Origin of the sequence: Marinomonas sp. MED121, assembly GCF_000153025.1 — a bacterium.
GTDB lineage: Bacteria > Pseudomonadota > Gammaproteobacteria > Pseudomonadales > Marinomonadaceae > Marinomonas.
Window position 1 is genome coordinate 214,751 of record NZ_CH672433.1, and the last position, 20,689, is coordinate 235,439.

Genomic DNA, 20,689 nt, shown 5'->3' on the forward strand with positions numbered 1-20,689 from the left:
TGAAACTCCCAAGTTGGATATCGTCACAAAGATAAGGTTTTATTCCTCAATGACAATGAAAATGACACTCACAATTTCAGAATGTAAGCGAGATTTCCTTACACCTTGTCACTCTTATTTATATGAAAATTTACTAACAAAGTGGTCTCTAAACGGGATTAATCAAGCTGATGGCAAGAGTGCTGAATGCCTTGATCAAGACTGGCAAATTAAACCCATGGGACGTATTCGTTTACTCAGCCAGTGTCGGCAACTCTATACATTTTCCCATGCTTATTTAGAAACAAAAGAGCCAAAGTGGTTCGCCGTTTTAGAGCCTTTATTTAAGTTTATCGTTCAGCATTATTTATTTACTGAAAATAATATTGAACGCTGGCGCTTTTCTTTAGATGACGATCTTAAGCCACTTGATAATACTAGTGATGCCTATGCATTAGCTTTTGTTCTGCTTTCTTTCAGCTTTTATTTTAATGCAACAAAAGATAAAACAGCGTTAGAGCTCATGAAGAAAACCGATAACTTTCTCGTTCAATATATGAGCGCTGACAATGGTGGATTTTATGAGAGCTATCCTATTGATCAAACTCAACAAAGACGTCAAAACCCTCATATGCATTTACTAGAGGGCTATATTGCTGCGTTTAATGCAACAAACGAAACTTGCTACAAAACGCAAATCATCTCCATATTGGAACTGGCTGAAGCACGTTTTTATGATAAAAAAAGCCGAAGTTTATTAGAGTTTTTTGAGTTAGATTGGCAAGCAGACAAAAGCGATGGGCAGATTACTGAACCAGGACATCACTTTGAGTGGGTTTGGCTATTACATCAAGCCTATAAGGTACACCCTAAAGAGTCTTACCTCACCATGGCAACCAATCTTTGGGAGAAAGCCTGCCAATATGGCTTTGATCCTAAAGGCGGTATTTATAATCAAATTACAGCAGAATCAGGCGAGCCTTTAGACTCATCAAAGCGCATCTGGCCTATCACCGAGTTTTTAAAAGCGGCCTGCGTACAAATTGAGTCAAATCAAGAACAAGCGCAAACAATTCATACAGGACTGAACTTTACCTTTAACCATTATCTAAAAGTGGATGGTCGCTGGAACGAATACTTAGATGGTGAAAATAATCCAATCGACGCTAATTTATCAGGAACAACCAGTTATCACATTTTTCTAGGGCTCACTGAAGTGATAAACTGGATGCAAAGAAACCCCATAAAGGGAATAGGATAAAGAGTATGTATATAGTAACAGGCGGCGCTGGCTTCATCGGCAGCAATATTATTAAAGCCTTAAATGATCGTGGTATTAGCGATATTCTTCTGGTAGACGACCTTACAGACGGCAAAAAATGCATTAACTTAGCAGACCTGAACATTGCTGATTACATGGATATGTATGATTTCTTAGAGGCATTAAAAAACAAGACGCTTTCTATAGAAGTCGATGCTATTTTCCATGAGGGTGCTTGTTCAGCAACCACTGAATGGAACGGCAAGTATGTGATGGATGTAAACTATCAATACTCAAAAGCTGTGCTTGATTATTGCCTAGAACACAAAGTCCCATTTTCTTACGCCTCTTCTGCTTCTGTTTATGGCGCAGGTCCTATTTTCAAAGAAGAAAGAAGCCATGAAAAACCATTAAACATGTATGCTTTTTCTAAGTTTCAATTCGATCAATATATTCGTAATGTCCTCCCTAGTGCTGAATCTCAAATTGTAGGCTTTAGATACTTTAATGTGTATGGCCCAAGAGAGCAGCATAAAGGTAGTATGGCAAGCGTCGCTTTCCACCTTCGTAATCAAGTACTTGCAGGTGAGAACCCGAAACTATTCGGAGCTTATGATGGCTATGAAGCAGGCGGGCAAAGCCGTGACTTTATCTATGTTGAAGACTTAGTAAAAACCAAACTTTGGTTCTTAGATAACCCAGAACAATCAGGTATTTATAATCTAGGAACAGGTCAAGCTGAACCTTTTAAAACCATAGCGACAACCGTTATTTCTCACTATGAAAAAGGTGAAATTGAATATATAGATTTCCCCGATCACCTAAAAGGCGCTTACCAAAGTTTTACTCAAGCAGATATCAGTAAACTAAGAAAGGCTGGTTACCAAGGTGACTTTAGAGATTTAGCAACCGGTGTGAAAGACTATATGACATGGTTAGATGCTAATGGCTAAATTTTTAATAGTCGGCCCTTCATGGGTCGGCGACATGGTTATGGCAAATAGCCTCTTTCGTCAGATCAGACAAAATCACCCTGATGCCATTATTGATGTGATAGGTCCAGCTTGGTCTGCACCTATCTTGGCTCGTATGCCGGAAGTACGAAACGCCATCACCTTACCCACTGCTCATGGGGAATGGGGAATCAGTACACGAAAAAAGCTTGGACATTCTTTACGTAGTGAAAATTACGATAAAGCCATCGTTCTTCCTAGGTCTTGGAAGTCTGCTTTAGTTCCTTTTTTTGCCAACATCCCCGAAAGAGTTGGCTTTCATGGAGAGCAAAGGTACTTCACTTTAAATGAGAGAAGAAAGCTTGATAAGGCTAGCTTGGATCAAACAGTAAAACGCTTTACATCGCTCGGGTTAGATAACCTTGAAGCCTACCCACCTACCTCTGAGAACATGCCTAATCCTAAGCTTGAGGTTGACGAGAAAAACCAAGAAAAGCTATTTAAAGATCTTAGTCTGCACCCAAATAGACCTGCGATCGGCCTCATGGCTGGCGCAGAGTTTGGCCCATCAAAGCAATGGCCTATTCCCCACTTTCATGAAACAGCAAAGCACTTTATAGAAAAAGGCTATCAAATTTGGGTTCTTGGCGGTCCTAGAGATAAGGAAGATGGTGATGGAATTGTTGAAGGATTAGGAGAGCATGCTTTCAACTTATGTGGTGAAACTAAACTGGTTGATGCAATCGATTTACTGGCTAAAGCTGAATTTGCTATCAGTAATGATTCTGGATTAATGCATGTAGCCGCCGCTGTTGGCACTTATGTCCATGGTATTTATGGTTCAACTAGTGAGCAATACACACCGCCATTGACAGATAAAAAGACCATTCACAACTTACATCTGGAGTGTTCGCCCTGCTTTAAGCGCCAATGCCCTTTAGGACATACAGATTGTCAAAACAAGCTAACACCTGACCTCGTTATCAAACAGATCAATTATTTAAAGTAGCTATTTTATGAAAATTTCTGGAAATATTATTACTCTTAATGAAGAGGCCAACATAGCAGACTGTATTAAAAGTATTAAAAAAGTTTGTGATGAAGTTATAGTGGTTGATTCTGGTAGCACAGATAGAACCATTGAAATTGCGGAATCTTTAGAAGCAAGAGTCATTCATCAAGCATACCTTGGAGATGGCTTTCAAAAAAACGTCGCCCTTAAAGAAGTAAAAAATGAGTGGGTACTGAGTTTAGATGCAGATGAAAGGTTGACCGATGAAATGGTTAGAGATATTCAATCAATTGACTTCAAAAACAGTAAATTTGACGCATTCGCCTTTCGTCGTAAAAATATGATAGGTTCTCGTTGGATTAAACAATGTGGCTGGTATCCAGATTATTGCACACGTCTATACAACCATAATAAAACAAAGTTTAAAGAAGTTAAGCAACATTCAAGTGTTCCAGCTTCTTCACTAAAAAAATTCAACTCAGATATCATTCACTTTTCATTTAAAAATATTGGAGAGCTTTTTGCTAAGCCAGGTAGGAATTTTAGCGGAAGAGCGGCAAAAATAATGTATGCAAAAGGAAAAAAAGCTAACGCTTTTTCCCCCTTCTTACATGGGTTAAATGCCTTTATACGTAAATATATTTTTCAAAAAGGTTTTTTAGGTGGAGTTGATGGAATGACTGTGGCTCTAAGTTCAGCAGTAAATAGTTACCTAAAGTATGCTAAGTTATTAGAGTACCAAAGAGATAAAAGTGTTACAGAGCAAAATGACTTTAAGAACATTTGGTAATTTAAATATGAAGAATATTTTTTTGAGAAATAGGTGTAACTTTGGTGCGCAAATTACATGTTTACCTTTTTTATTTACGTTAAAAGATCAAAAAACCTCCAATGAAATTAGAGTTATTTATAAAGAGAACTTAGATTTTTTTTATGGGCAGTTTAGTTGGATAGACCATAAAGTACAATCAGACTCCATTTTAACAGATATTAAATATATTAGAAAAAGCGAACACTGCATTTCTCTTCGCCCAAATAGCTTTGGCTTGCGTTTGTCTTTTTTTATAAAAAGAGCTAGCCCCAAAGATGCCATTATCAAAACCAATAAAAACAACTCTTCCCCTTTACTTAACAAACAAGTTACGTTTTGTGATAGTAAGTATAGAGCGATACATTACCTTGAACTTTCAGATAACCAATTATCAAAAGGTGAGCTATCAAAAAGCCTTAAAGCTCCATTTTTATTTGAATCAAAACACTCCAAATTAAATATTAACAAAAACTATATTAATATTTTCATCATGGTTGGGGGAGGTGCAGGAGAATTTAAAAAATGGGGAGTTAAAAACTTTATTAAAGTTTGTCAAAATATAGAAAACACTCTTAATCAAAGAGTTATTATTCACGCTCTTATTGGACCAGATGAGGATAAAGAAAAAAAATCTCTGTTAAAATCTAAAAAATCAAATGATAGAATTCACATATATGAAAATATAAATATTTCTGATATATCAAGACTCTCAATATTATGCGATTTAACTATCGCGAATGATTGTGGCCCCAGTCATGTTGCACAATGTGTACAAAATGGCTTTTTAGGTATATTTGACAAAGAAAAAAAGGAATGGTTTTATAAAAACTCCCTTTCCACTTGCCTGACACCTTTAAACGGGAATATTTCTGAAATAACGATTCTTAATGTGACAGAAGCAGCCTTAGCAATTCTAAAATTAAAAAGAGAGAAAAATATTGAAAGTATTACACATCAATTTGGCTAAAGGCTTTCGTGGAGGAGAAAGGCAAACAGAAATTCTAATTAGGGCTCTCGCAATAAAACCAGAGGTGAAGCAGTCCTTAGCCTGCCGAAAAGACTCAACTTTAAGACAAAATTTATTAAAAATTGAAAACCTAGACTTTATCGATGCAGATAATCAAATCCTCGGTCATTTCAAAGCAGCTAAATTTGACATCATGCATGCTCACGACGCAAAAGCAGTCCATTGGGCATACTTTCATAATCTTATTACAAACACACCTTATATTATCACTCGAAGAGTTGACCAAATAATTAAAAACAAATGGTTTAATAAAAAAACTTATTCAAGTGCCGCTAGCGTGGTTGCTATATCAAGTTTAATACAAACACTCATTAATCAAAAAAATTGGAATAAGAATGTTCGACTAATTCCTAGTGTAATGGCAGACTTTAAAGTAAACAAAGAAATAACTAAAAACTTTAAGTCAGAATTTGATGGGAAAATCTTAATTGGAAATGCTGGAGCACTTGTAGATAAACATAAAGGTCAAAGGTTATTAATTGAGGTTGCAAGAAGCTTGAAAGACTCTCATCCTCATTTACAATTTATTTTTTTTGGTCGCGGTACTGATGAAGCTATATTAAAAGAAGAGTCTAAAGATTTACACAATATTACATGGGCAGGGTTTAAAGAAAATATTGCAGATTATATTGCTGCACTTGATATTTTTGCCTTCCCATCAAGAAATGAAGGCTTAGGCTCAATCCTTTTAGATGTTATGAATACAGGAGTACCTGTAGTCGCTGCTAACATTGGAGGAATTCCAGATATAGTCATCAATAATAAAACTGGGCTTTTATTTGAAGTTAATAATGCTAAGTCACTGGAAAACACTTTACTGGAAATGATCAATTCTCCAGAAAAGCAAAATGAGTACATACTAAATGCTAAAAGCCAATTAGTTCAATACTCTCCTAATATGATGGCGAATTCATACTTAGATCTCTATGAGCAGCTTATTTACTAAGCTGCTTAGACTGGGAAAAATACTTTTCAGCAACAAGTATCCCTATTACTTCCTCTCTTTTTTTATTTAAGAATTGTTTAGTATAGCCTTGAGCATTTTGAATAATTTCTAGGGCCTTGTCTGTGTTCTTATTATAAAATTCAATCTTTTCTTCTAGATCACTAAAGTCATCTTTAAGTTCAACATAGTGAACTCCTGCTTTTAACCTACCTTCCATATACCAAGTTTCATACCTTGGCTTACGCATAAAACAAACTGAGTTCGATGACATTATCCATTTCAAATTTGTGGCAACATCTTTACCTTCAACACTGACTATATATTTATATTGAAGTTGATCATCAACTGATAAAAAACCTTTATAGCTTTCCGCATAAGGTTTTTTATCATCACAATGCCCAATATCACACAGTTTATTAGCATGAAATCTATCAACCAAAATAATACGATGCTCTTGATGAATATGTCCTCGCCAAACAGCCATCTCCTTTTTATGCTCAAATTTAGTTTTATCGTTAACAAATTGATAGTGTCTAATTGAATTAAGCTTTAATAGGATAGAATTTTGATTCTTACTTGAAATAGGTCTACTTTTTAAAAAGCTTGGAAAATTTGGAACATGAATAACATCACCAAACAAGAAGTCAAACTTAAATTCTTTTGAAAAATAACGAACGACTTTTTTAGTATCTGCATAGTATGCAAAACTTTTCGTTTTTTTAAACTCTGCTATTTTGACTGAGTTTTCAGAAACAAAAAAATCGCTCTGATCTTTGCAATAATAATTAACTCTATCTAAGATACATGCATCTTTTTTAAAGTCAGAATAATCAGATTCATTAAACTTTCTAATAGGTAAATTAATATTAATAGTTTCACTAAAATAATAACGTATCTTATTTAGCCTTTGTTTAAGGTAAGCAATATTTTTCATAAACACTCTTAGATTTAGCTATCAATGCCAAACAGGTCACGAGTATAAACTTTATCAATTACGTCTGAAATATCATCAGTAACACGATTCGCAACGATTACATCACTCATTTTTTTAAAGTCATTTAAATCATTTATGACTTTAGAGTTAAAAAAGCTATCTTCAGGTAGTGCAGGTTCGTAAATAATCACTTCCACCCCTTTCGCTTTAATACGTTTCATTACACCTTGAATCGCTGACGCCCTAAAGTTATCTGAATCAACCTTCATCACAAGTCGATAAATACCCACCACTTTGGGTTGACGTTTTAGAATCGCCTTAGCAATAAAGTCTTTTCTTGTGCTGTTTGCATCAACAATGGCTCCAATAATGTTATTAGGCACCTTTTGATAGTTAGCAAGTAACTGTTTAGTATCTTTTGGCAAACAGTAGCCACCATAACCAAAAGAAGGGTTATTGTAGTGAGAGCCAATTCTTGGATCTAAACCTACACCATCGATAATCTGCTTTGAATCCAATTCATGTGCTTCAGCATAGCTGTCCAGTTCATTAAAGAAAGCAACTCGCATGGCTAAATAGGTATTGGCAAATAGCTTTATCGCTTCTGCTTCGGTGGAGTCAGTAACCAAAATATCGATCTTGTCTTTAATTGCGCCTTCTGCTAAAAGATTTGCAAAAGTCTGTGCCCTTTTAGATTGCTCACCAACTATAATACGAGAAGGATACAAATTATCATGCAAGGCCTTACCCTCCCTTAAAAATTCAGGAGAGAAGATAATATTGTCGGTATTAAATTTTTCTTTCATTGAAGAGGTAAAACCAACTGGAACGGTTGACTTAATTACCATACAAGCGTCTGGGCTTATTTCCAACACATCTTGAATAACTGACTCAACATGTGAGGTATTAAAGTAATTGGTATCAGGGTCGTAATCGGTTGGTGTCGCAATAATGATAAAATCTGCATTTTGAAAGGCTTGCTTTTTATCTAATGTCGCCACAAAGTTCAGTTTTTCTTCTTTCAAAAAGCGCTCAATATCTTGATCTGAGATAGGTGATATCTTGCTGTTTAGCATGTCCACTTTTTCTGGAATAATGTCTAAAGCTACCACCTCATTATTTTGAGCCAGCAATAAAGCATTTGAAATACCAACATAACCTGTGCCTGCAACCGCAATTTTCATTCTGCATCCTTCACACACTTAAATGAAGAAACAATTAAGCGCTAAAATTATTAATTAATGGAGGGATTATAAGCATTCTAAACGCTTCATTCTATCAAATTCTGAAGCAACAGCTTCTTTGATCTAAGTAAACAAAGAATAAGCGTTTCAAAAAAACACAAGCTTAGTTACTAACTTAGGAGTACTCTCAAGTAAGTCTTAAAGGAGATGTATTATGAAATTTGAACTTGTTGATCGCCAAGGTTACATTCCAGATTTAAATTACGGAGACCAGGGAAAGGAGCTATCTTGCTTTATCCCAAATGATTATAAGTGGGAGCAGGTATCTTTCGAAAATGGCGAAGGAGAAGCTAGAATAGAAGGCCATACTTGGCACTTTTTCTTTACCCAAGAAGGTATTGGGATTCAGCTAATAGACGGTATAGTCACAGCTAAAGAAGCGGATTTATTTCTTCACTTGGTAAAAGAACATATCTTTGGTGAAAAGACCCAAGAGGTTCAAATTTTTATCGCTGGAGTGACACCGAAGTAAGCTATATTCGACATAGATATCAAGTTAAATAGTTTTAGCTTTTATCTAATGAATCATAAATAGATGAGAGACGCCTTATTACATCGTTTCTCATCTATTTAATGAGTAAGCTTTTATTCTGTTTGCTCAGACATGAGCCTTAACATACGTTTTGACCATAAACTCCAAGAGCCTACAAAAACTCTTTTATCTTCTAACCCTGCTTCAACACTAGCCAATACATTATGACAAGCCGTGACACCTGAACCGCAATAATGTACTAACTCAATATTTTCTTTTAAAGATTGAAACTCAGAGCTTAATTCCTTAGACGCTAAAAACAATCCATCTTTGTTTAGATTGTTTGCGAAGGGTCTATTTATCGCTCCGGGAATATGACCAGCCAATGGATCCATTGTTTCATTTTGACCTTCGTATCTATCACTTGCCCTAGCATCCACCAGCTGAAAGATTTCAGCTTCCATATTTTCAAGCACGTCTTCTTCACTGACAGCCCATGGAAAGTGTACGTCTATTCTGTTCGCTGTAGCTTGAGGAAAAGCCGCATTAGACTCTAATTCTCCTCCTACTGACAACCAAGCTTGAATACCACCATCAAGCACTCTTGTTTCAATGCCATTTTGGCTTAACATCCACCAAGCTCTAGCGGCAATAGCACCAGCCATATCATCATATACAATGACTTTAGAATCTGAATCAATACCAAGTGACTGTATAAAAGCACTAAAATCAGTGTTTGCAGGCAGTGGGTGTCGCCCACTAAATTCCGTTTCTGGGGAGGCTAAATCGTGATGAAGATCAATAAAAATAGCCCCTGGAATATGGCCTGAATCATACTCCTTTTTCCCTTTAGCTAAATCAGTTAAATAAAATCGACTATCTAATATAATTAAATCTTGATTATCAGATTCTTTAAGCAAGTCTTTTGCAGAAATAAGTGTTTGCATCCTCTCCCCTATTGGCACCATTTTAATTAATTTAGTAGCTCATCTAAGCCTGAAATTTCAACAAAAATACTATCAAGATGACATTCCATTAATTGATGGGTCACCTGAATTTCATTAGCAACTTCATGTGGAAAACCTAGCATAATAGTATCAAAATCACTGCCTTTGAGATTCTCTTCAGCAAGATATCTTGCTAAATTTAAGATATAGGCAAGGCGTGACTCTTCTGCTAAATTTTTAGGATCTTGGTACGCATTGATCGCTTGACTTAATACTTCAGGAAACTGCCATTTTTCAATGAGTTTTGAAGCAAGCTTTCCGCTTGAAAAACCTAAAACATCCAGCTCAGCTTGATATATTTTAAGACCTGCATCAACTTTTTCTTTAATTGAAATGGAAGAAGAAGGTGCACCCATTACAATTAACAAATTCCCTATTGTTGATAATAGGCCTGCGGTAAAGGCGGTATCAGGGTCAGATTCCTCTGTCAAAATGGCTAACTCTTTGGCTATGCCCGCAATATATATGGACTCTTGCCAAAATTTCTTCATATCCATTCCAACAACATGCTGGATACTACTTGTTAACCCAGAGGCCACTACGATATTTTTTAACTTAGCCATTCCAATCATAACAACCGCTTCATCAATTGAAGCGATTTTACGATTCAAACCAAAATGAGCTGAATTAACAATTTTTAAAACTTTTAACGAAATCGCCTGATCTTTGGCGACATCACTTGCCACTGCATTCAAGTCAATATCAGGATCATTCAGCTCCATAATAAGAGTTTGTACAACTTCAGGCACCATAGGCAGCTGTTCTATCTGATCGAATAAATCTGAAATTTGCATAATATGCCTCTTAAACTTCCATATATCCCCTATTTTATGCCTTCAACAATCAGGATGTAAGCCTATGGTTAATTTTACTTATTTGATAAGATCACAGGCTTAATTAATCCACTTAAGTCCATCTAATGATTCGAATTGATCAACTACTTACTCAAAAGCAATTATGTAAATCTCGTGCTCAAGCCCAAGCCTTTATAAAAGGAAATAAGGTCTCGATATTACTTAATGGTCAATGGCAAATCGCTAACAAAGCCAGTTTAAAAGTTGTACAAGATACCGAAGTCAAACTGACGCTTGATGCTTCTGATCGCTATGTTTCAAGAGGAGCCTTAAAATTAGAAGGTGCGCTTAAACATTCGAAACTGGATATTTCGAACTTTAATGTTCTCGATGTTGGTCAATCAACAGGCGGCTTTACCGATTGCGCTTTACAAGCAGGAGCAAAGAAAGTCGTAGGGATAGAAGTTGGCCATGACCAACTTGATTCTAGGTTAAAAGAGAACCCTAATGTCATTTGCATCGAAGGCGTCAACGCTCGTAACTTAAGTAAACAAGATCTAGGTGTTCACTTACCAGATACAGGGTTTGACCTCATTGTTATGGATGTATCTTTTATTTCACAAACCAAAATACTGCAAAACTTTCCAGCCCTGCTAAAACAAGGCGGACACCTTATTACATTAATCAAACCACAATTTGAAGTTGGCAAACAGGCTATTGGCAAAGGCGGTATCGTCAAAGATCTTAAAGCCGTCAGTGAACTAGAAGAAAAAATGACAAAGCTTATTCAAGATCTTGGCTTTACCCTACATTGTTATATTGAAAGCACAATAAAAGGTGGGGATGGCAACCAAGAATACCTTGTATGGGCTAGTTTAGAGGCACACTAAGCGCACCTATTTTGAACTAACCTCTAAGGCAACAATGTAGCGCCTTGCCAAAGTAAAGGCGATACAACCAAATATAATAGAGCCTAAGGCTTGACCAATAAATATTCCTCTAGCGTCAAAAAACCAACCAAAAAATATAATCAAGGGCCAGGTACCTAAAGTGGCCCTAGCAAAGTTAAGCCATGCTGAAGTTTTAGGGCTACCTAAATTATTAAAGGTCGCAATCCCAATAAAAAGTAAACTTTGAAAAAAGAAACTAAAAGAAATATAAGTGGCAAAAAATGAGATTAAGCTAGCTGTTTCTGGACCTGCACTGAAAACATCCACCAACCAAAACTGTAAGGCATATAAAAGCCAACACAAAAGCAAACAATAGCTCAGGCTATAAATCACCGCACTGGTTAAAGTTTGCTGCATGCGGGCAAAATTATTCGCGCCATAGTTTTGCCCTAAGATTGGCCCCACAGCGCCAGATAAGGCAAACAAACCACCAAAGACGACTGGTATAATACGACCTATTATGGAATAAGCAGCCACAGCGTCATCACCAAAAGTCGCCATATGCTCAGTAACAATTGCATTCGCTAAGGGTGAAGACATATTCGTTAGCATGGCAGGAAAGGTAATCCAGACAATCTTTTTTAAATCTTGCCAAAAATAAAGCCAATCAAATCGCGACAAAGTTTGATGCACATGAACTAAGCCATAATAAGCAATCGCCACCATGGAGCAACGTGCAATTAATGACGCAATCGCAGCACCGTCTAACCCCATACCTAATGCAAAAATAAATATTGGATCTAGCACAGCATTAACAAGGCCACTGATTAATGTGGCATACATAGCGCGCTTTGCATCACCTAGCGCTCTCATAATGCCAGAACCAATCATTCCTACCATGATAGCTGGCATGCCTAATATAGAAATTTCTAAATAGCTTGTCGCCAGATCCAAAGTTATTCCGTTCGCCCCTAAGAAATAGAGCAAATGCGGAATACGAGGCATGAGAAAATAAACAATCAGCAAAGACAGCAGCACACCAAACACCAGCACATTCGTCGCTCGACGTTGCGCTTGCTCCCTATCACCACGACCAACAGCTCGAGATACCATCGCGGTTGCAGAAACAGATACAGCAATGCCAATTGAAATGGTGAAAAACATGATGGAACTAGCAAAGCCCACTGCAGCAACGACTTCTTTTTGATCCAACATGGACAAGAACAGGATATCAATCAAGTCCACCATAAACATGGAGATGAGACCTAAAGCTCCCGTTGCAGACATAACAACGACATGGCGTAAGGTTGATCCAGAAGTAAAACTTGCCTCAAGCGGCATTCAGTGTGCTCCGTTGGTATAAAGGTTTGCAGTTAGAAAATGCAGTATTGCTTGAAATACAAGCTATGGAGCGCATTTTAATAAGGATAAAAGGCACTCACAAAAGTCAGTGCCTTTCTAGAAGCGAGATTTTCTCATGAATTGGCAACAAGAAGAAGCCAAGGAGGAGATTTAAGCGCGGTATTAACGAAGCAAATTAGTGAACAGCACTCTTCGCCTTCACAAAAACGACTTTTTCCACATCCGAAAAGCGCTGAGCAAAATGCACTGTCATACCCTCTTTAATTGACTCAGGAAGTTCATCAAAATCGCGCCTATTTGGCTCAGGTAAAATCACCTCAAATATTTTACTTCGCTTAGCCGCAATAATTTTTTCTTTTACACCACCAATGGCCAGCACTTGACCCGTCAGTGTTAGCTCGCCCGTCATAGCTAAGCCTTTTTTAATCGGTTCATTTCTTGCCAAAGACATAAGGGCCGTTGCCATAGTTACACCCGCACTCGGTCCATCTTTAGGTGTAGCACCCTCTGGCACATGCAAATGAATCATACTTTTATCAAAATATTCTGGCTGTAAATTAAAAGTTTTAGTATGTGAAGCGACATAAGAATAAGCAATTTCAGCCGACTCTTTCATAACATCACCTAACTTTCCTGTTAACTTTAAACCACGATTTAATTCATGTACTCGATTTGCCTCTACCGGTAAGGTCGCCCCCCCCATAGAAGTCCAAGCGAGGCCAGTCACGACACCGACACCACGAATTGAAGAATCTGCTTTAAAATAAGGTGCTCCCAATAAGGCTTCAATGTCTTTGATACCCACATTAATACTGTCAACTTTTTCAGTCATCAATTGGACAACACACTTTCTCAATACTTTTTGTAAGAGCTTATCTAGGCCACGGACACCGGCTTCTCGGGCATAATTTTCGATCAATAGCTTTAATGCTGCATCGGTTATATTTAATTGCTTTTTAAGTAATTTATTTTTCTTAAGTAGCTTTGGCCATAGGTGTTGCTTGGCAATAGCAAGCTTTTCTTCTGCTATATAGCCAGATAAGCGAATCACATCCATCCGATCTAACAAAGCACTTGGAATAGTATCAAGTTGATTGGCCGTACAAACAAATAACGCCTTAGACAAATCAATTCGCATATCTAAATAATGATCTAAAAATTCAGCATTTTGCTCTGGATCCAACGCCTCCAACAGGGCTGAGGCTGGATCGCCTTGATGTGACGCCCCTATTTTATCAATTTCATCTAGCATGATGACGGGGTTTTCCACTTTGACATCTTTCAATGCCTGCACAAACTTACCAGGCAAGGCTCCAATATAAGTACGTCTATGACCCTTAATTTCTGCTTCGTCACGCATTCCACCTAAACTAAAGCGATAAAACTCACGATCTAAAGAAGCAGCAATAGATTTGCCAATCGAGGTTTTACCGACGCCAGGCGGCCCAACTAACAACATAATAGAGCCCCCCATCTCACCACGATGAGCACCCAAAGCTAAAAACTCAATAATACGATCTTTTACATCATCCAAACTGGTATGGTGATCTTCTAGCACTTGGCGGGCTTTCACAATATCCATATTATCTTGAGAGCAAATTCCCCAAGGTAAGGCTGTAGCCCAATCAAGATAGTTACGGGTAACACCATATTCAGGGGAACCCGACTCTAGAACGCTAAGCTTTTCAAACTCTTCATCTATTTTTGCCCATTGTTTCTCCGATAAGGTTTTACCTTCTAACCTTTGTCTAAACTTATCAATATCAGAGGTTTTATCATCTTTGGATAGACCCAGTTCCTTTTGTATCACCTTAAGTTGTTCTTTTAAAAAGAATTCCCTTTGATGTTTACTGATTTTGTCATTTACTTCTGCGCTAATTTCATTTTGTAAGCGCGCAATCTCAAGTTCACGCTTTAGCAGCAAAAGAGAAAGGTGCATTCGAGCATGTACGGGTCTAGTTTCTAATACTTGATACAGCTCATCCGCTTCTGCAGAGGTAATTGAAGCAGCAAAATCAGCCAAAAGACCTGGTTGATTAAATGAAAAACGAGCAAGGTATTGTCTTAAATCTTCACTAAAAAGCGGGTTAACTCTGATCAACTCTTTAATAGAGTCAAGAATGGAGATCGAATAGGCTTTTGACTCATCGTCATTCACCTTACTATCTGTTAGATATTTTACTCTAGCGCGGTAAGGCGCTTCTTTATCCAACCATTCAACAATCTCGAAACGCTTTAAACCTTGCGCTAAGAAGGTCATTTTACCTGACTCTGGGGTGGGTTTATGCACTTTCACCACACAGCCAATTTCTTTAAAATCTTGTGTAAGCGGCGCCCCATCAGTAACGCTTTCGGTATAAACCAATCCAACAGTCGATTGTGAGTCTAGAGAGATTCTTTCAAGTGTCTCTTCCCATGGATCAAGATCAACAGCCACAGGCTGAACCTGTGCTGGGAAAAATGGGCGACTAGACAGAGGCAAAATATAAATGGTTTCTGGCAGCACATCTTCAGGTAATGCCAAGGTTTTTGGATCACTTAAAGTGACTTCGTCATTATCTAGTTCATCTAGGCTAACATCTTGCTTTTCTATAATATCAATATCGTCTTGAATCTTATCTTCGTTGCTCATTCTCTTCTCAATCTACTCAATATTGAGACTCTGTAGAAACATGCTAATCATGATTTAATACTAGCGAGTCATCTACTTTTCTCATGATGTTTAAGTTAGTTATCTCTTTATGTAATGCCAAATAAAACAAATACAAGACATACTGGAGAATCAAACCAGATAAGAGATATGATAAGCCAAGACACGAATCAAGAGATTGATCTATCTATTAGGTCAGGATTAATTCATAATCTTGCCGCAAAGCGTTTAGCGCTTTTCCTCTTTACAGCCATACAATTTAGCGCTTGGTTTTATAAGCCTAAATAGCATAAGGACCCCGTTATGAGCAGCCACAAAATTCTAGAAAACTATTCAGATATTCACCTTATTAATCACCCTTTTGTACAGCATAAGCTGACCAGCCTTCGGGACAAAACCACTGGAACACGTGAATTTAGAATGTTAGTGGAAGAGCTCGGCACACTTATTGGTTATGAAGCAACACGCGACCTTGAAACAGAAGAAGTTGAAGTAGAAACACCACTTGAAAAAGCAATGAGCCCTGTTTTGAAAGGCAAAAAGCTTTGTATCGTCACTATCATGCGTGCGGGCAACGGATTAGCCGAAGGAGTGCTGAAACTCTCACCATCTGCTCGTGTTGGTCATATTGGTATGTATCGTGACCCTGAGACGAAACAGCCTGTCGATTATTATTTAAAAATGCCGCACTCTATAGACCAAAGAACCATCATAGTGGTTGACCCAATGTTAGCGACGGGCAATTCAGCTGCAGCCGCGATTCAAAAAATGAAAGACTTAGGGGCAAAAAACATTCGATTCATTTGTCTATTTGCTGCGCCAGAAGGGATTCAAGCCTTTAAAGAAGAGCACCCAGATGTGCCTATGTATATTGGTGTTATCGACAGGTGCTTAGATGACCACGCCTATATTAGACCGGGTGTTGGTGATGCTGGTGACCGTATCTACGGCACTCGATAGAACTCACATGAAAAATAAAAGGCGGTTAAATCAAAAGATTTAGCCGCCTTTTTTAATACAACTAACCCTAACCCCTTAAACCAACATAAAGACCCGCTGAGGCCATAATAGATCCCGCAGTACGGTTAACTATTTTTAAAGATTTTGGTGAGTTTAAGTGTTTTCTTGCTTGAGCTGCCATCAAAGCAATCATGGTTAAACCCAACATTAGTGCAACAAATGTCAGTACACTTGCAATCGCTATATCTTGAGCGCCTAACTGGGTAACATCCATAAAAGTAGGTAAAAATGCGATATAAAATAAAATGACTTTTGGGTTGGAGGCAGAAATCATAAAGCCCTGTACAAAAGAAGATAGATGCGTCTTTTTTTCAACTTTTAAGTTAGGGTCAGCTAACTCTTGTGCTAGAGCTGGCACACTCGTCCACATTTTCCAACCTAGATAAATGAGATAAGCCCCCCCTAACACTCTAATCACCAAGAATACTTCTTCCCATGCATAGGCAAGGCTAGCAAGCCCAAAGCATGCCATGATGAGATAACAAATATCACTGATGCTCATCCCCACTGACAGCCACCAGCAAGATTTAGCGCCTTGAGTCATACTTTTCGCCAAAATAGCAAAAATACCAGGGCCTGGCGTAATACCAAAAATAAATATCGCAATAAAAAATGTAATGCCACTCTCTAGCGTCATATCAAGACCTCACTCCAATCTAAAAATTAATCAGCAATACCACAGCTACTGAGAATCATATTGGTTACAAATACTTTAGCCTGCTCATAATCTTCTTCTTCGAGCTCTGACTTATTCAATACAATTTTAATTTGCGCATCAAAATCTGCATAAGTTTGAGTTAAAGCCCACAAACTAATAAATAGGTGTTCTGCGGAAACTGATTTCATTTTCCCCTGCTTAATCCAGGTTTCTATCGTTTGCTTCTCTCTGGCAAGCTCAGCAACAAAATGCGCATTTAAATAGTCTAAAACAAAAGGCTCCTCCCCTATCAAGGCCATTGCAAAAACTTTAGATGCATTCGTATTAATACGAGACTGATCTATTTTTTCACTGATATAGCGTGTTAGGCAGGCTTTAGGACCATCTTCTAAGACAAAACAACTTACCGATTCAAGCCAAAGCTGCAAGATATTTCCCAGCACAGCCTCTAATAGATCCTTTTTAGAACGGTAATAATAATGAATGTTTGCCTTAGGTAATCCGGCTTCATTGGCAATCATTTGCGTCGTTGTTTTCGCTAGACCTTGCCTTGCAAATACTCGTTCTGCAGTTGATAAAATAAGCTCTTGATTTTGCGCACGGATATGAGCTTTAAGTTGATCTTTTGCGCGTTTTTCTTCCACGAAGCGATGCCCTCTGTCAGATGATACAAGCAATAAACTAAAATTGAATCTTGTTAAAAAAAGATCTTACCATAGGCGGATTATGTAAGGAGAAAAATACTAATAGGAATGGCAGAATTCGTTTTGGAGCATAAAAAAAGGGGAAGCTTGGCTGCTCCCCCTTTTACCCCTACAACAGAATCAAACAATAACTATAGGCATTCGTTAATGAATATTCTGTTGCACCACGTTGGCTCTTTTGTCTCACATGCTTTAAAACATTAAGCATCATGAAATATTCTGTTTGAATAATGTTTATTAATACTGACACCACTTACAAGTGACCACTAGCGAGATCAACACTAAGTTTCAATAAACTGACTAGCGAAACATTATTTTCAATCTTTGGGAGTATATGCTTATATTTCACACAGATCAAGAAAAATGAACCGTATGGTCAAGTTTTATTTTAGACTTTAGAGATTAACCTGATAAGAAATAAATTAGGGGAGACAAATTAAATCAATTTGATTATTCCATCACAACGCAGTTACGTCCTTTCTTCTTAGCCTTATAAAGAAGTTGATCGGCTTGCTTAATCACCTCTTGGGCATCTCGCTCAGAGTTAGATAAAGCAGCACCTATACTAATAGTGACAGAGACATCTTTATAAGCCTCTTTTTTACACTCATACACAGCTACTTTTTCAGCCTCTATGGATTCTCTAACCTGTTCTAATGCAGACAGTACCTCGTCTTTTTTACGATTAGCAAAAACAACCGCAAACTCTTCACCACCATAACGAAAAGCCTTCCCACCACTTGCTACCTTATCCATATTGTAAGCAACACTTTTTAGCACCAAATCTCCCATATCATGCCCATAGGTATCATTAAATTTCTTAAAGTGATCAACATCCAACATGGCAATAACATAATTTTTTGAGAGCCCTAGTAGCCTTTCGTTTAAAGCCCGGCGACCAGGCAATTGGGTAAGCTCATCAACATAAGCCATTTTGTGGCTGTCAATTAATAAATAAATACTCCAAATAAGAAAAATGCCCGTGTGCAATAAGGCTATTTGTTTATTCGTTAGCGCCAAGAAGTGCATTAAACTAAGTAACAGTAAAGAGACTAATATTGCACCGCTAAAAGTATCGGATTTAAACCACCATTTGCAGGCTAAAAAGATAAAACAGGAAACATAAATTAGAGCAAATAATATCAGCGCAAAACTCAATTGATGAAGGCTAACCAGATATAAATTAATGCCAGGAAGATGAATCCATTCTTTAGCTAAAGCAAAGCACCAAAGCAGTTGCATAACCACAAAAACAATACGATTAAAGGCAAATCGATTAAAAAAACCTCTTTCTTGCAACTGACTAACTAGGGTGAGATTAATCGTACTGACTAATAAATAGATTGAAGCATTTCCCCTGTTGCCCAGACTATCGAAGGGCAATAGAGGCAAAATGAGGATTAAGCTGACTAATAGAATTAAGCCCTTATTAAAATGCCAGGCAAGAAGCATAACCACACTAACAAAAATATAAGGTAACCATTCTAATAAAGCCTGCCAAACAGGAGGGATTTTTTCGACATAAACACTCAGATACAAACTCGCTAGAGCCACCATTAATGGGATAAATAGACTAACAAATCGTGATGACATAATTGCTCTTGTAACTAGCTTTCGCTCTGAGAGGCTAAAGCTAACGTCTTAACGGTAAAAATTGATTAAATGAATTTAACCATACACACCAAAGATAAGCACGGACGAAGCAGGCAATTGACTTGTTAAATAAGTTACAAATTGTGAACCCTCTCTTCTTTATTCAGAATAAAAGCCCAGTTTCACCTCCTACAAATACCAAGGTAGTCCTTGGCTATCTAATCCTTAATGACAGAAAAATGAAGTTTTCTCACTTCAAAGAAACAAGTCTGTAAAAATTACCGCTTTTTAGAGATAATAGACTTTCTAAGTTTACAGAATTGACTCATACATCAATTAATTCGTTCAAATTTGCTTAAATAGGTTTTTATCTTTATGGACAGAAAAATTCTTTGGCTGATTTCTTTTGCTGTCATTATCGTGCTTTGGTTTAAACTCGACCCAAAACACCCTGATGAGCAAGAACTTGAACCGACTCAATCTTCTGAGACAGAAACCTTATTAGAAAATCAGCTTAAAATTACTAAAGCAACGCCTTTTCAGCCTATGCCAATCAAGCCGAATTTTGCTGAAATTTCGGATATCAAGCAAAGGAAAGAAACCTTTTTCCAATACTTGGTACCTTTTGCTGCAGAAAAAAATGCCTTACTTATCAGAGATAGAAATGAGCTAACTCGTATTATTGAAAGCTCAGAGCCTCCAACACGAGAACAAAAAAGGTGGCTTGCCGCACTAAGAAAAATCTTTAAATTAAAAAAAGTGGGGGTATATACACCGGATAATCTAGCTGAACTCTACCCACACCTTGATATCATCCCAGAATCTCTCGTACTTGCTCAGGCAGCCAACGAGTCAGCATGGGGAACCTCACGTTTTGCTCTAAAAGGTAACAACTACTTTGGCCAATGGTGCTTTAAAATTGGTTGTGGGTTAGTACCAGAATCCCGCGATGAAGATGCTGACCATGAAGTTCAAAAATTCAAAAGTGCGAGGGAATCTGTTTTTGCTTATATCGATAACTTAAATTCTAACGCGGCGTATAGAGCCTTAAGAAAAGAGCGTGCAAGTCTACGAGAGCAGAAGAAAAACATATCTGGTTTAGATCTAGCTAAAGGACTCCTATCGTATTCACAACGTGGGCAAGCGTATGTTGAAGAAATAAAGTCCCTCATCAGTTACAACAAATTATGGCGCTTTGATCAAGAAATAGTCGTTGCCGGGGCTAGCAAATAACCCCAAAACATAATAGAAAAAAATAAAATGCAGGTAAATTATAAACCATTAAATTCATTAACTTATTTTTGAATTCTAGGTGGCTAAGCATTATCGGCTTTATTACAATGACACCACTTTAATTCATATTTGAATCGAG

Annotated in this window: 19 protein-coding genes; 10 read left to right on the top strand and 9 right to left on the bottom strand. The window is 37.5% G+C overall.

Features of this window, described 5'->3' with window-relative positions:
* Positions 1 to 61 precede the first annotated feature (61 nt).
* Genes MED121_RS19450 through MED121_RS19475 form a run of 6 tightly spaced genes read left to right on the top strand, consistent with a single transcriptional unit; the run spans position 62 to position 5,989 of the window.
* Complete coding sequence (locus tag MED121_RS19450; protein WP_116371677.1) at positions 62 to 1,240, top strand: AGE family epimerase/isomerase; 1,179 nt, start codon at positions 62 to 64, stop codon at positions 1,238 to 1,240.
* Between the two features lie 5 nt (positions 1,241 to 1,245).
* Positions 1,246 to 2,193 carry an ADP-glyceromanno-heptose 6-epimerase gene (gene rfaD, locus MED121_RS19455; protein ID WP_009835484.1) on the top strand — a complete coding sequence of 316 codons (948 nt, stop codon included), beginning with the start codon at positions 1,246 to 1,248 and terminating at the stop codon, positions 2,191 to 2,193.
* Positions 2,186 to 3,202 carry a lipopolysaccharide heptosyltransferase II gene (gene waaF / locus MED121_RS19460; protein ID WP_009835485.1) on the top strand — a complete coding sequence of 339 codons (1,017 nt, stop codon included), beginning with the start codon at positions 2,186 to 2,188 and terminating at the stop codon, positions 3,200 to 3,202. The genes rfaD and waaF overlap by 8 nt, the downstream gene beginning before the upstream one ends.
* 7 nt (positions 3,203 to 3,209) lie before the next feature.
* Positions 3,210 to 3,995: a glycosyltransferase family 2 protein gene (locus MED121_RS19465; RefSeq protein WP_009835486.1), complete on the top strand. Its 786-nt coding sequence runs from the start codon at positions 3,210 to 3,212 to the stop codon at positions 3,993 to 3,995.
* Positions 3,958 to 4,983 carry a glycosyltransferase family 9 protein gene (locus MED121_RS19470; protein WP_131471008.1) on the top strand — a complete coding sequence of 342 codons (1,026 nt, stop codon included), beginning with the start codon at positions 3,958 to 3,960 and terminating at the stop codon, positions 4,981 to 4,983. The genes MED121_RS19465 and MED121_RS19470 overlap by 38 nt, the downstream gene beginning before the upstream one ends.
* Positions 4,955 to 5,989: a glycosyltransferase family 4 protein gene (locus MED121_RS19475; protein ID WP_036181258.1), complete on the top strand. Its 1,035-nt coding sequence runs from the start codon at positions 4,955 to 4,957 to the stop codon at positions 5,987 to 5,989. The genes MED121_RS19470 and MED121_RS19475 overlap by 29 nt, the downstream gene beginning before the upstream one ends.
* On the opposite strand, the gene MED121_RS19480 is transcribed toward MED121_RS19475, so the two are convergent.
* Together MED121_RS19480 and MED121_RS19485 are read right to left on the bottom strand one after the other, a co-directional pair.
* Positions 5,979 to 6,923 (bottom strand): glycosyl transferase family 90, encoded by a 945-nt coding sequence (locus MED121_RS19480; protein ID WP_009835489.1) that lies wholly within the window; start codon positions 6,921 to 6,923, stop codon positions 5,979 to 5,981. The genes MED121_RS19475 and MED121_RS19480 overlap by 11 nt on opposite strands.
* A 14-nt stretch (positions 6,924 to 6,937) precedes the next feature.
* Positions 6,938 to 8,107 (bottom strand): nucleotide sugar dehydrogenase, encoded by a 1,170-nt coding sequence (locus tag MED121_RS19485; RefSeq protein WP_009835490.1) that lies wholly within the window; start codon positions 8,105 to 8,107, stop codon positions 6,938 to 6,940.
* A gap of 214 nt (positions 8,108 to 8,321) precedes the next feature.
* Between MED121_RS19485 and MED121_RS19490 the strand changes: the two genes are divergently transcribed.
* Positions 8,322 to 8,639 carry a hypothetical protein gene (locus MED121_RS19490; protein ID WP_009835491.1) on the top strand — a complete coding sequence of 106 codons (318 nt, stop codon included), beginning with the start codon at positions 8,322 to 8,324 and terminating at the stop codon, positions 8,637 to 8,639.
* Positions 8,640 to 8,752: 113 nt separating this feature from the next.
* Here the strand turns inward: MED121_RS19490 and MED121_RS19495 are convergent, their stop codons facing one another.
* Together MED121_RS19495 and MED121_RS19500 are read right to left on the bottom strand one after the other, a co-directional pair.
* Positions 8,753 to 9,586 carry a sulfurtransferase gene (locus tag MED121_RS19495; RefSeq protein ID WP_009835492.1) on the bottom strand — a complete coding sequence of 278 codons (834 nt, stop codon included), beginning with the start codon at positions 9,584 to 9,586 and terminating at the stop codon, positions 8,753 to 8,755.
* A gap of 26 nt (positions 9,587 to 9,612) precedes the next feature.
* Entirely contained in the window at positions 9,613 to 10,440 is an 828-nt protein-coding gene (locus MED121_RS19500) for an HDOD domain-containing protein (RefSeq protein ID WP_009835493.1), read from the bottom strand.
* Between the two features lie 125 nt (positions 10,441 to 10,565).
* Between MED121_RS19500 and MED121_RS19505 the strand changes: the two genes are divergently transcribed.
* Entirely contained in the window at positions 10,566 to 11,330 is a 765-nt protein-coding gene (locus tag MED121_RS19505; RefSeq protein ID WP_009835494.1) for a TlyA family RNA methyltransferase, read from the top strand.
* 6 nt (positions 11,331 to 11,336) lie between these two features.
* Here MED121_RS19505 and MED121_RS19510 read toward each other — a convergent pair whose 3' ends face one another.
* The gene (locus MED121_RS19510; RefSeq protein ID WP_009835495.1) at positions 11,337 to 12,671 is read right to left on the bottom strand and encodes an MATE family efflux transporter; all 1,335 of its coding nucleotides are present in this window, start codon (positions 12,669 to 12,671) and stop codon (positions 11,337 to 11,339) included.
* A 196-nt stretch (positions 12,672 to 12,867) separates the two neighbouring features.
* A complete protein-coding gene (gene lon, locus MED121_RS19515) occupies positions 12,868 to 15,324 on the bottom strand; it encodes an endopeptidase La (RefSeq protein WP_009835496.1) in 2,457 nt (818 codons plus the stop codon).
* Between the two features lie 321 nt (positions 15,325 to 15,645).
* Between lon and upp the strand changes: the two genes are divergently transcribed.
* The gene (gene upp, locus MED121_RS19520) at positions 15,646 to 16,302 is read left to right on the top strand and encodes a uracil phosphoribosyltransferase (RefSeq protein ID WP_009835498.1); all 657 of its coding nucleotides are present in this window, start codon (positions 15,646 to 15,648) and stop codon (positions 16,300 to 16,302) included.
* A gap of 67 nt (positions 16,303 to 16,369) precedes the next feature.
* On the opposite strand, the gene MED121_RS19525 is transcribed toward upp, so the two are convergent.
* From MED121_RS19525 to MED121_RS19535, 3 genes are all read right to left on the bottom strand, one after another.
* Positions 16,370 to 16,999 (bottom strand): LysE family translocator, encoded by a 630-nt coding sequence (locus MED121_RS19525; RefSeq protein ID WP_009835499.1) that lies wholly within the window; start codon positions 16,997 to 16,999, stop codon positions 16,370 to 16,372.
* A gap of 26 nt (positions 17,000 to 17,025) precedes the next feature.
* Entirely contained in the window at positions 17,026 to 17,664 is a 639-nt protein-coding gene (locus MED121_RS19530) for a TetR/AcrR family transcriptional regulator (RefSeq protein ID WP_009835500.1), read from the bottom strand.
* Positions 17,665 to 18,174: 510 nt separating this feature from the next.
* Positions 18,175 to 19,317 (bottom strand): GGDEF domain-containing protein, encoded by a 1,143-nt coding sequence (locus MED121_RS19535; RefSeq protein WP_036181259.1) that lies wholly within the window; start codon positions 19,315 to 19,317, stop codon positions 18,175 to 18,177.
* Between the two features lie 375 nt (positions 19,318 to 19,692).
* On the opposite strand from MED121_RS19535, the gene MED121_RS19540 reads away from it, so the two are divergent.
* Entirely contained in the window at positions 19,693 to 20,550 is an 858-nt protein-coding gene (locus MED121_RS19540; RefSeq protein ID WP_009835502.1) for a glucosaminidase domain-containing protein, read from the top strand.
* Positions 20,551 to 20,689: the final 139 nt, after the last annotated feature.

Excerpts from the sequence above, each read along its gene's own strand:
- MED121_RS19500 (WP_009835493.1), bottom strand. The coding sequence starts at position 10,440 with ATGCAAATTTCAGATTTATTCGATCAGATAGAACAGCTGCCTATGGTG.
- MED121_RS19485 (WP_009835490.1), bottom strand. The coding sequence starts at position 8,107 with ATGAAAATTGCGGTTGCAGGCACAGGTTATGTTGGTATTTCAAATGCT.
- MED121_RS19540 (WP_009835502.1), top strand. The coding sequence starts at position 19,693 with ATGGACAGAAAAATTCTTTGGCTGATTTCTTTTGCTGTCATTATCGTG.
- MED121_RS19480 (WP_009835489.1), bottom strand. The coding sequence starts at position 6,923 with ATGAAAAATATTGCTTACCTTAAACAAAGGCTAAATAAGATACGTTAT.
- waaF (WP_009835485.1), top strand. The coding sequence starts at position 2,186 with ATGGCTAAATTTTTAATAGTCGGCCCTTCATGGGTCGGCGACATGGTT.
- MED121_RS19505 (WP_009835494.1), top strand. The coding sequence starts at position 10,566 with ATGATTCGAATTGATCAACTACTTACTCAAAAGCAATTATGTAAATCT.
- MED121_RS19525 (WP_009835499.1), bottom strand. The coding sequence starts at position 16,999 with ATGACGCTAGAGAGTGGCATTACATTTTTTATTGCGATATTTATTTTT.
- MED121_RS19510 (WP_009835495.1), bottom strand. The coding sequence starts at position 12,671 with ATGCCGCTTGAGGCAAGTTTTACTTCTGGATCAACCTTACGCCATGTC.
- lon (WP_009835496.1), bottom strand. The coding sequence starts at position 15,324 with ATGAGCAACGAAGATAAGATTCAAGACGATATTGATATTATAGAAAAG.
- rfaD (WP_009835484.1), top strand. The coding sequence starts at position 1,246 with ATGTATATAGTAACAGGCGGCGCTGGCTTCATCGGCAGCAATATTATT.
- MED121_RS19495 (WP_009835492.1), bottom strand. The coding sequence starts at position 9,586 with ATGCAAACACTTATTTCTGCAAAAGACTTGCTTAAAGAATCTGATAAT.
- MED121_RS19450 (WP_116371677.1), top strand. The coding sequence starts at position 62 with ATGACACTCACAATTTCAGAATGTAAGCGAGATTTCCTTACACCTTGT.
- MED121_RS19490 (WP_009835491.1), top strand. The coding sequence starts at position 8,322 with ATGAAATTTGAACTTGTTGATCGCCAAGGTTACATTCCAGATTTAAAT.
- upp (WP_009835498.1), top strand. The coding sequence starts at position 15,646 with ATGAGCAGCCACAAAATTCTAGAAAACTATTCAGATATTCACCTTATT.
- MED121_RS19535 (WP_036181259.1), bottom strand. The coding sequence starts at position 19,317 with ATGTCATCACGATTTGTTAGTCTATTTATCCCATTAATGGTGGCTCTA.
- MED121_RS19465 (WP_009835486.1), top strand. The coding sequence starts at position 3,210 with ATGAAAATTTCTGGAAATATTATTACTCTTAATGAAGAGGCCAACATA.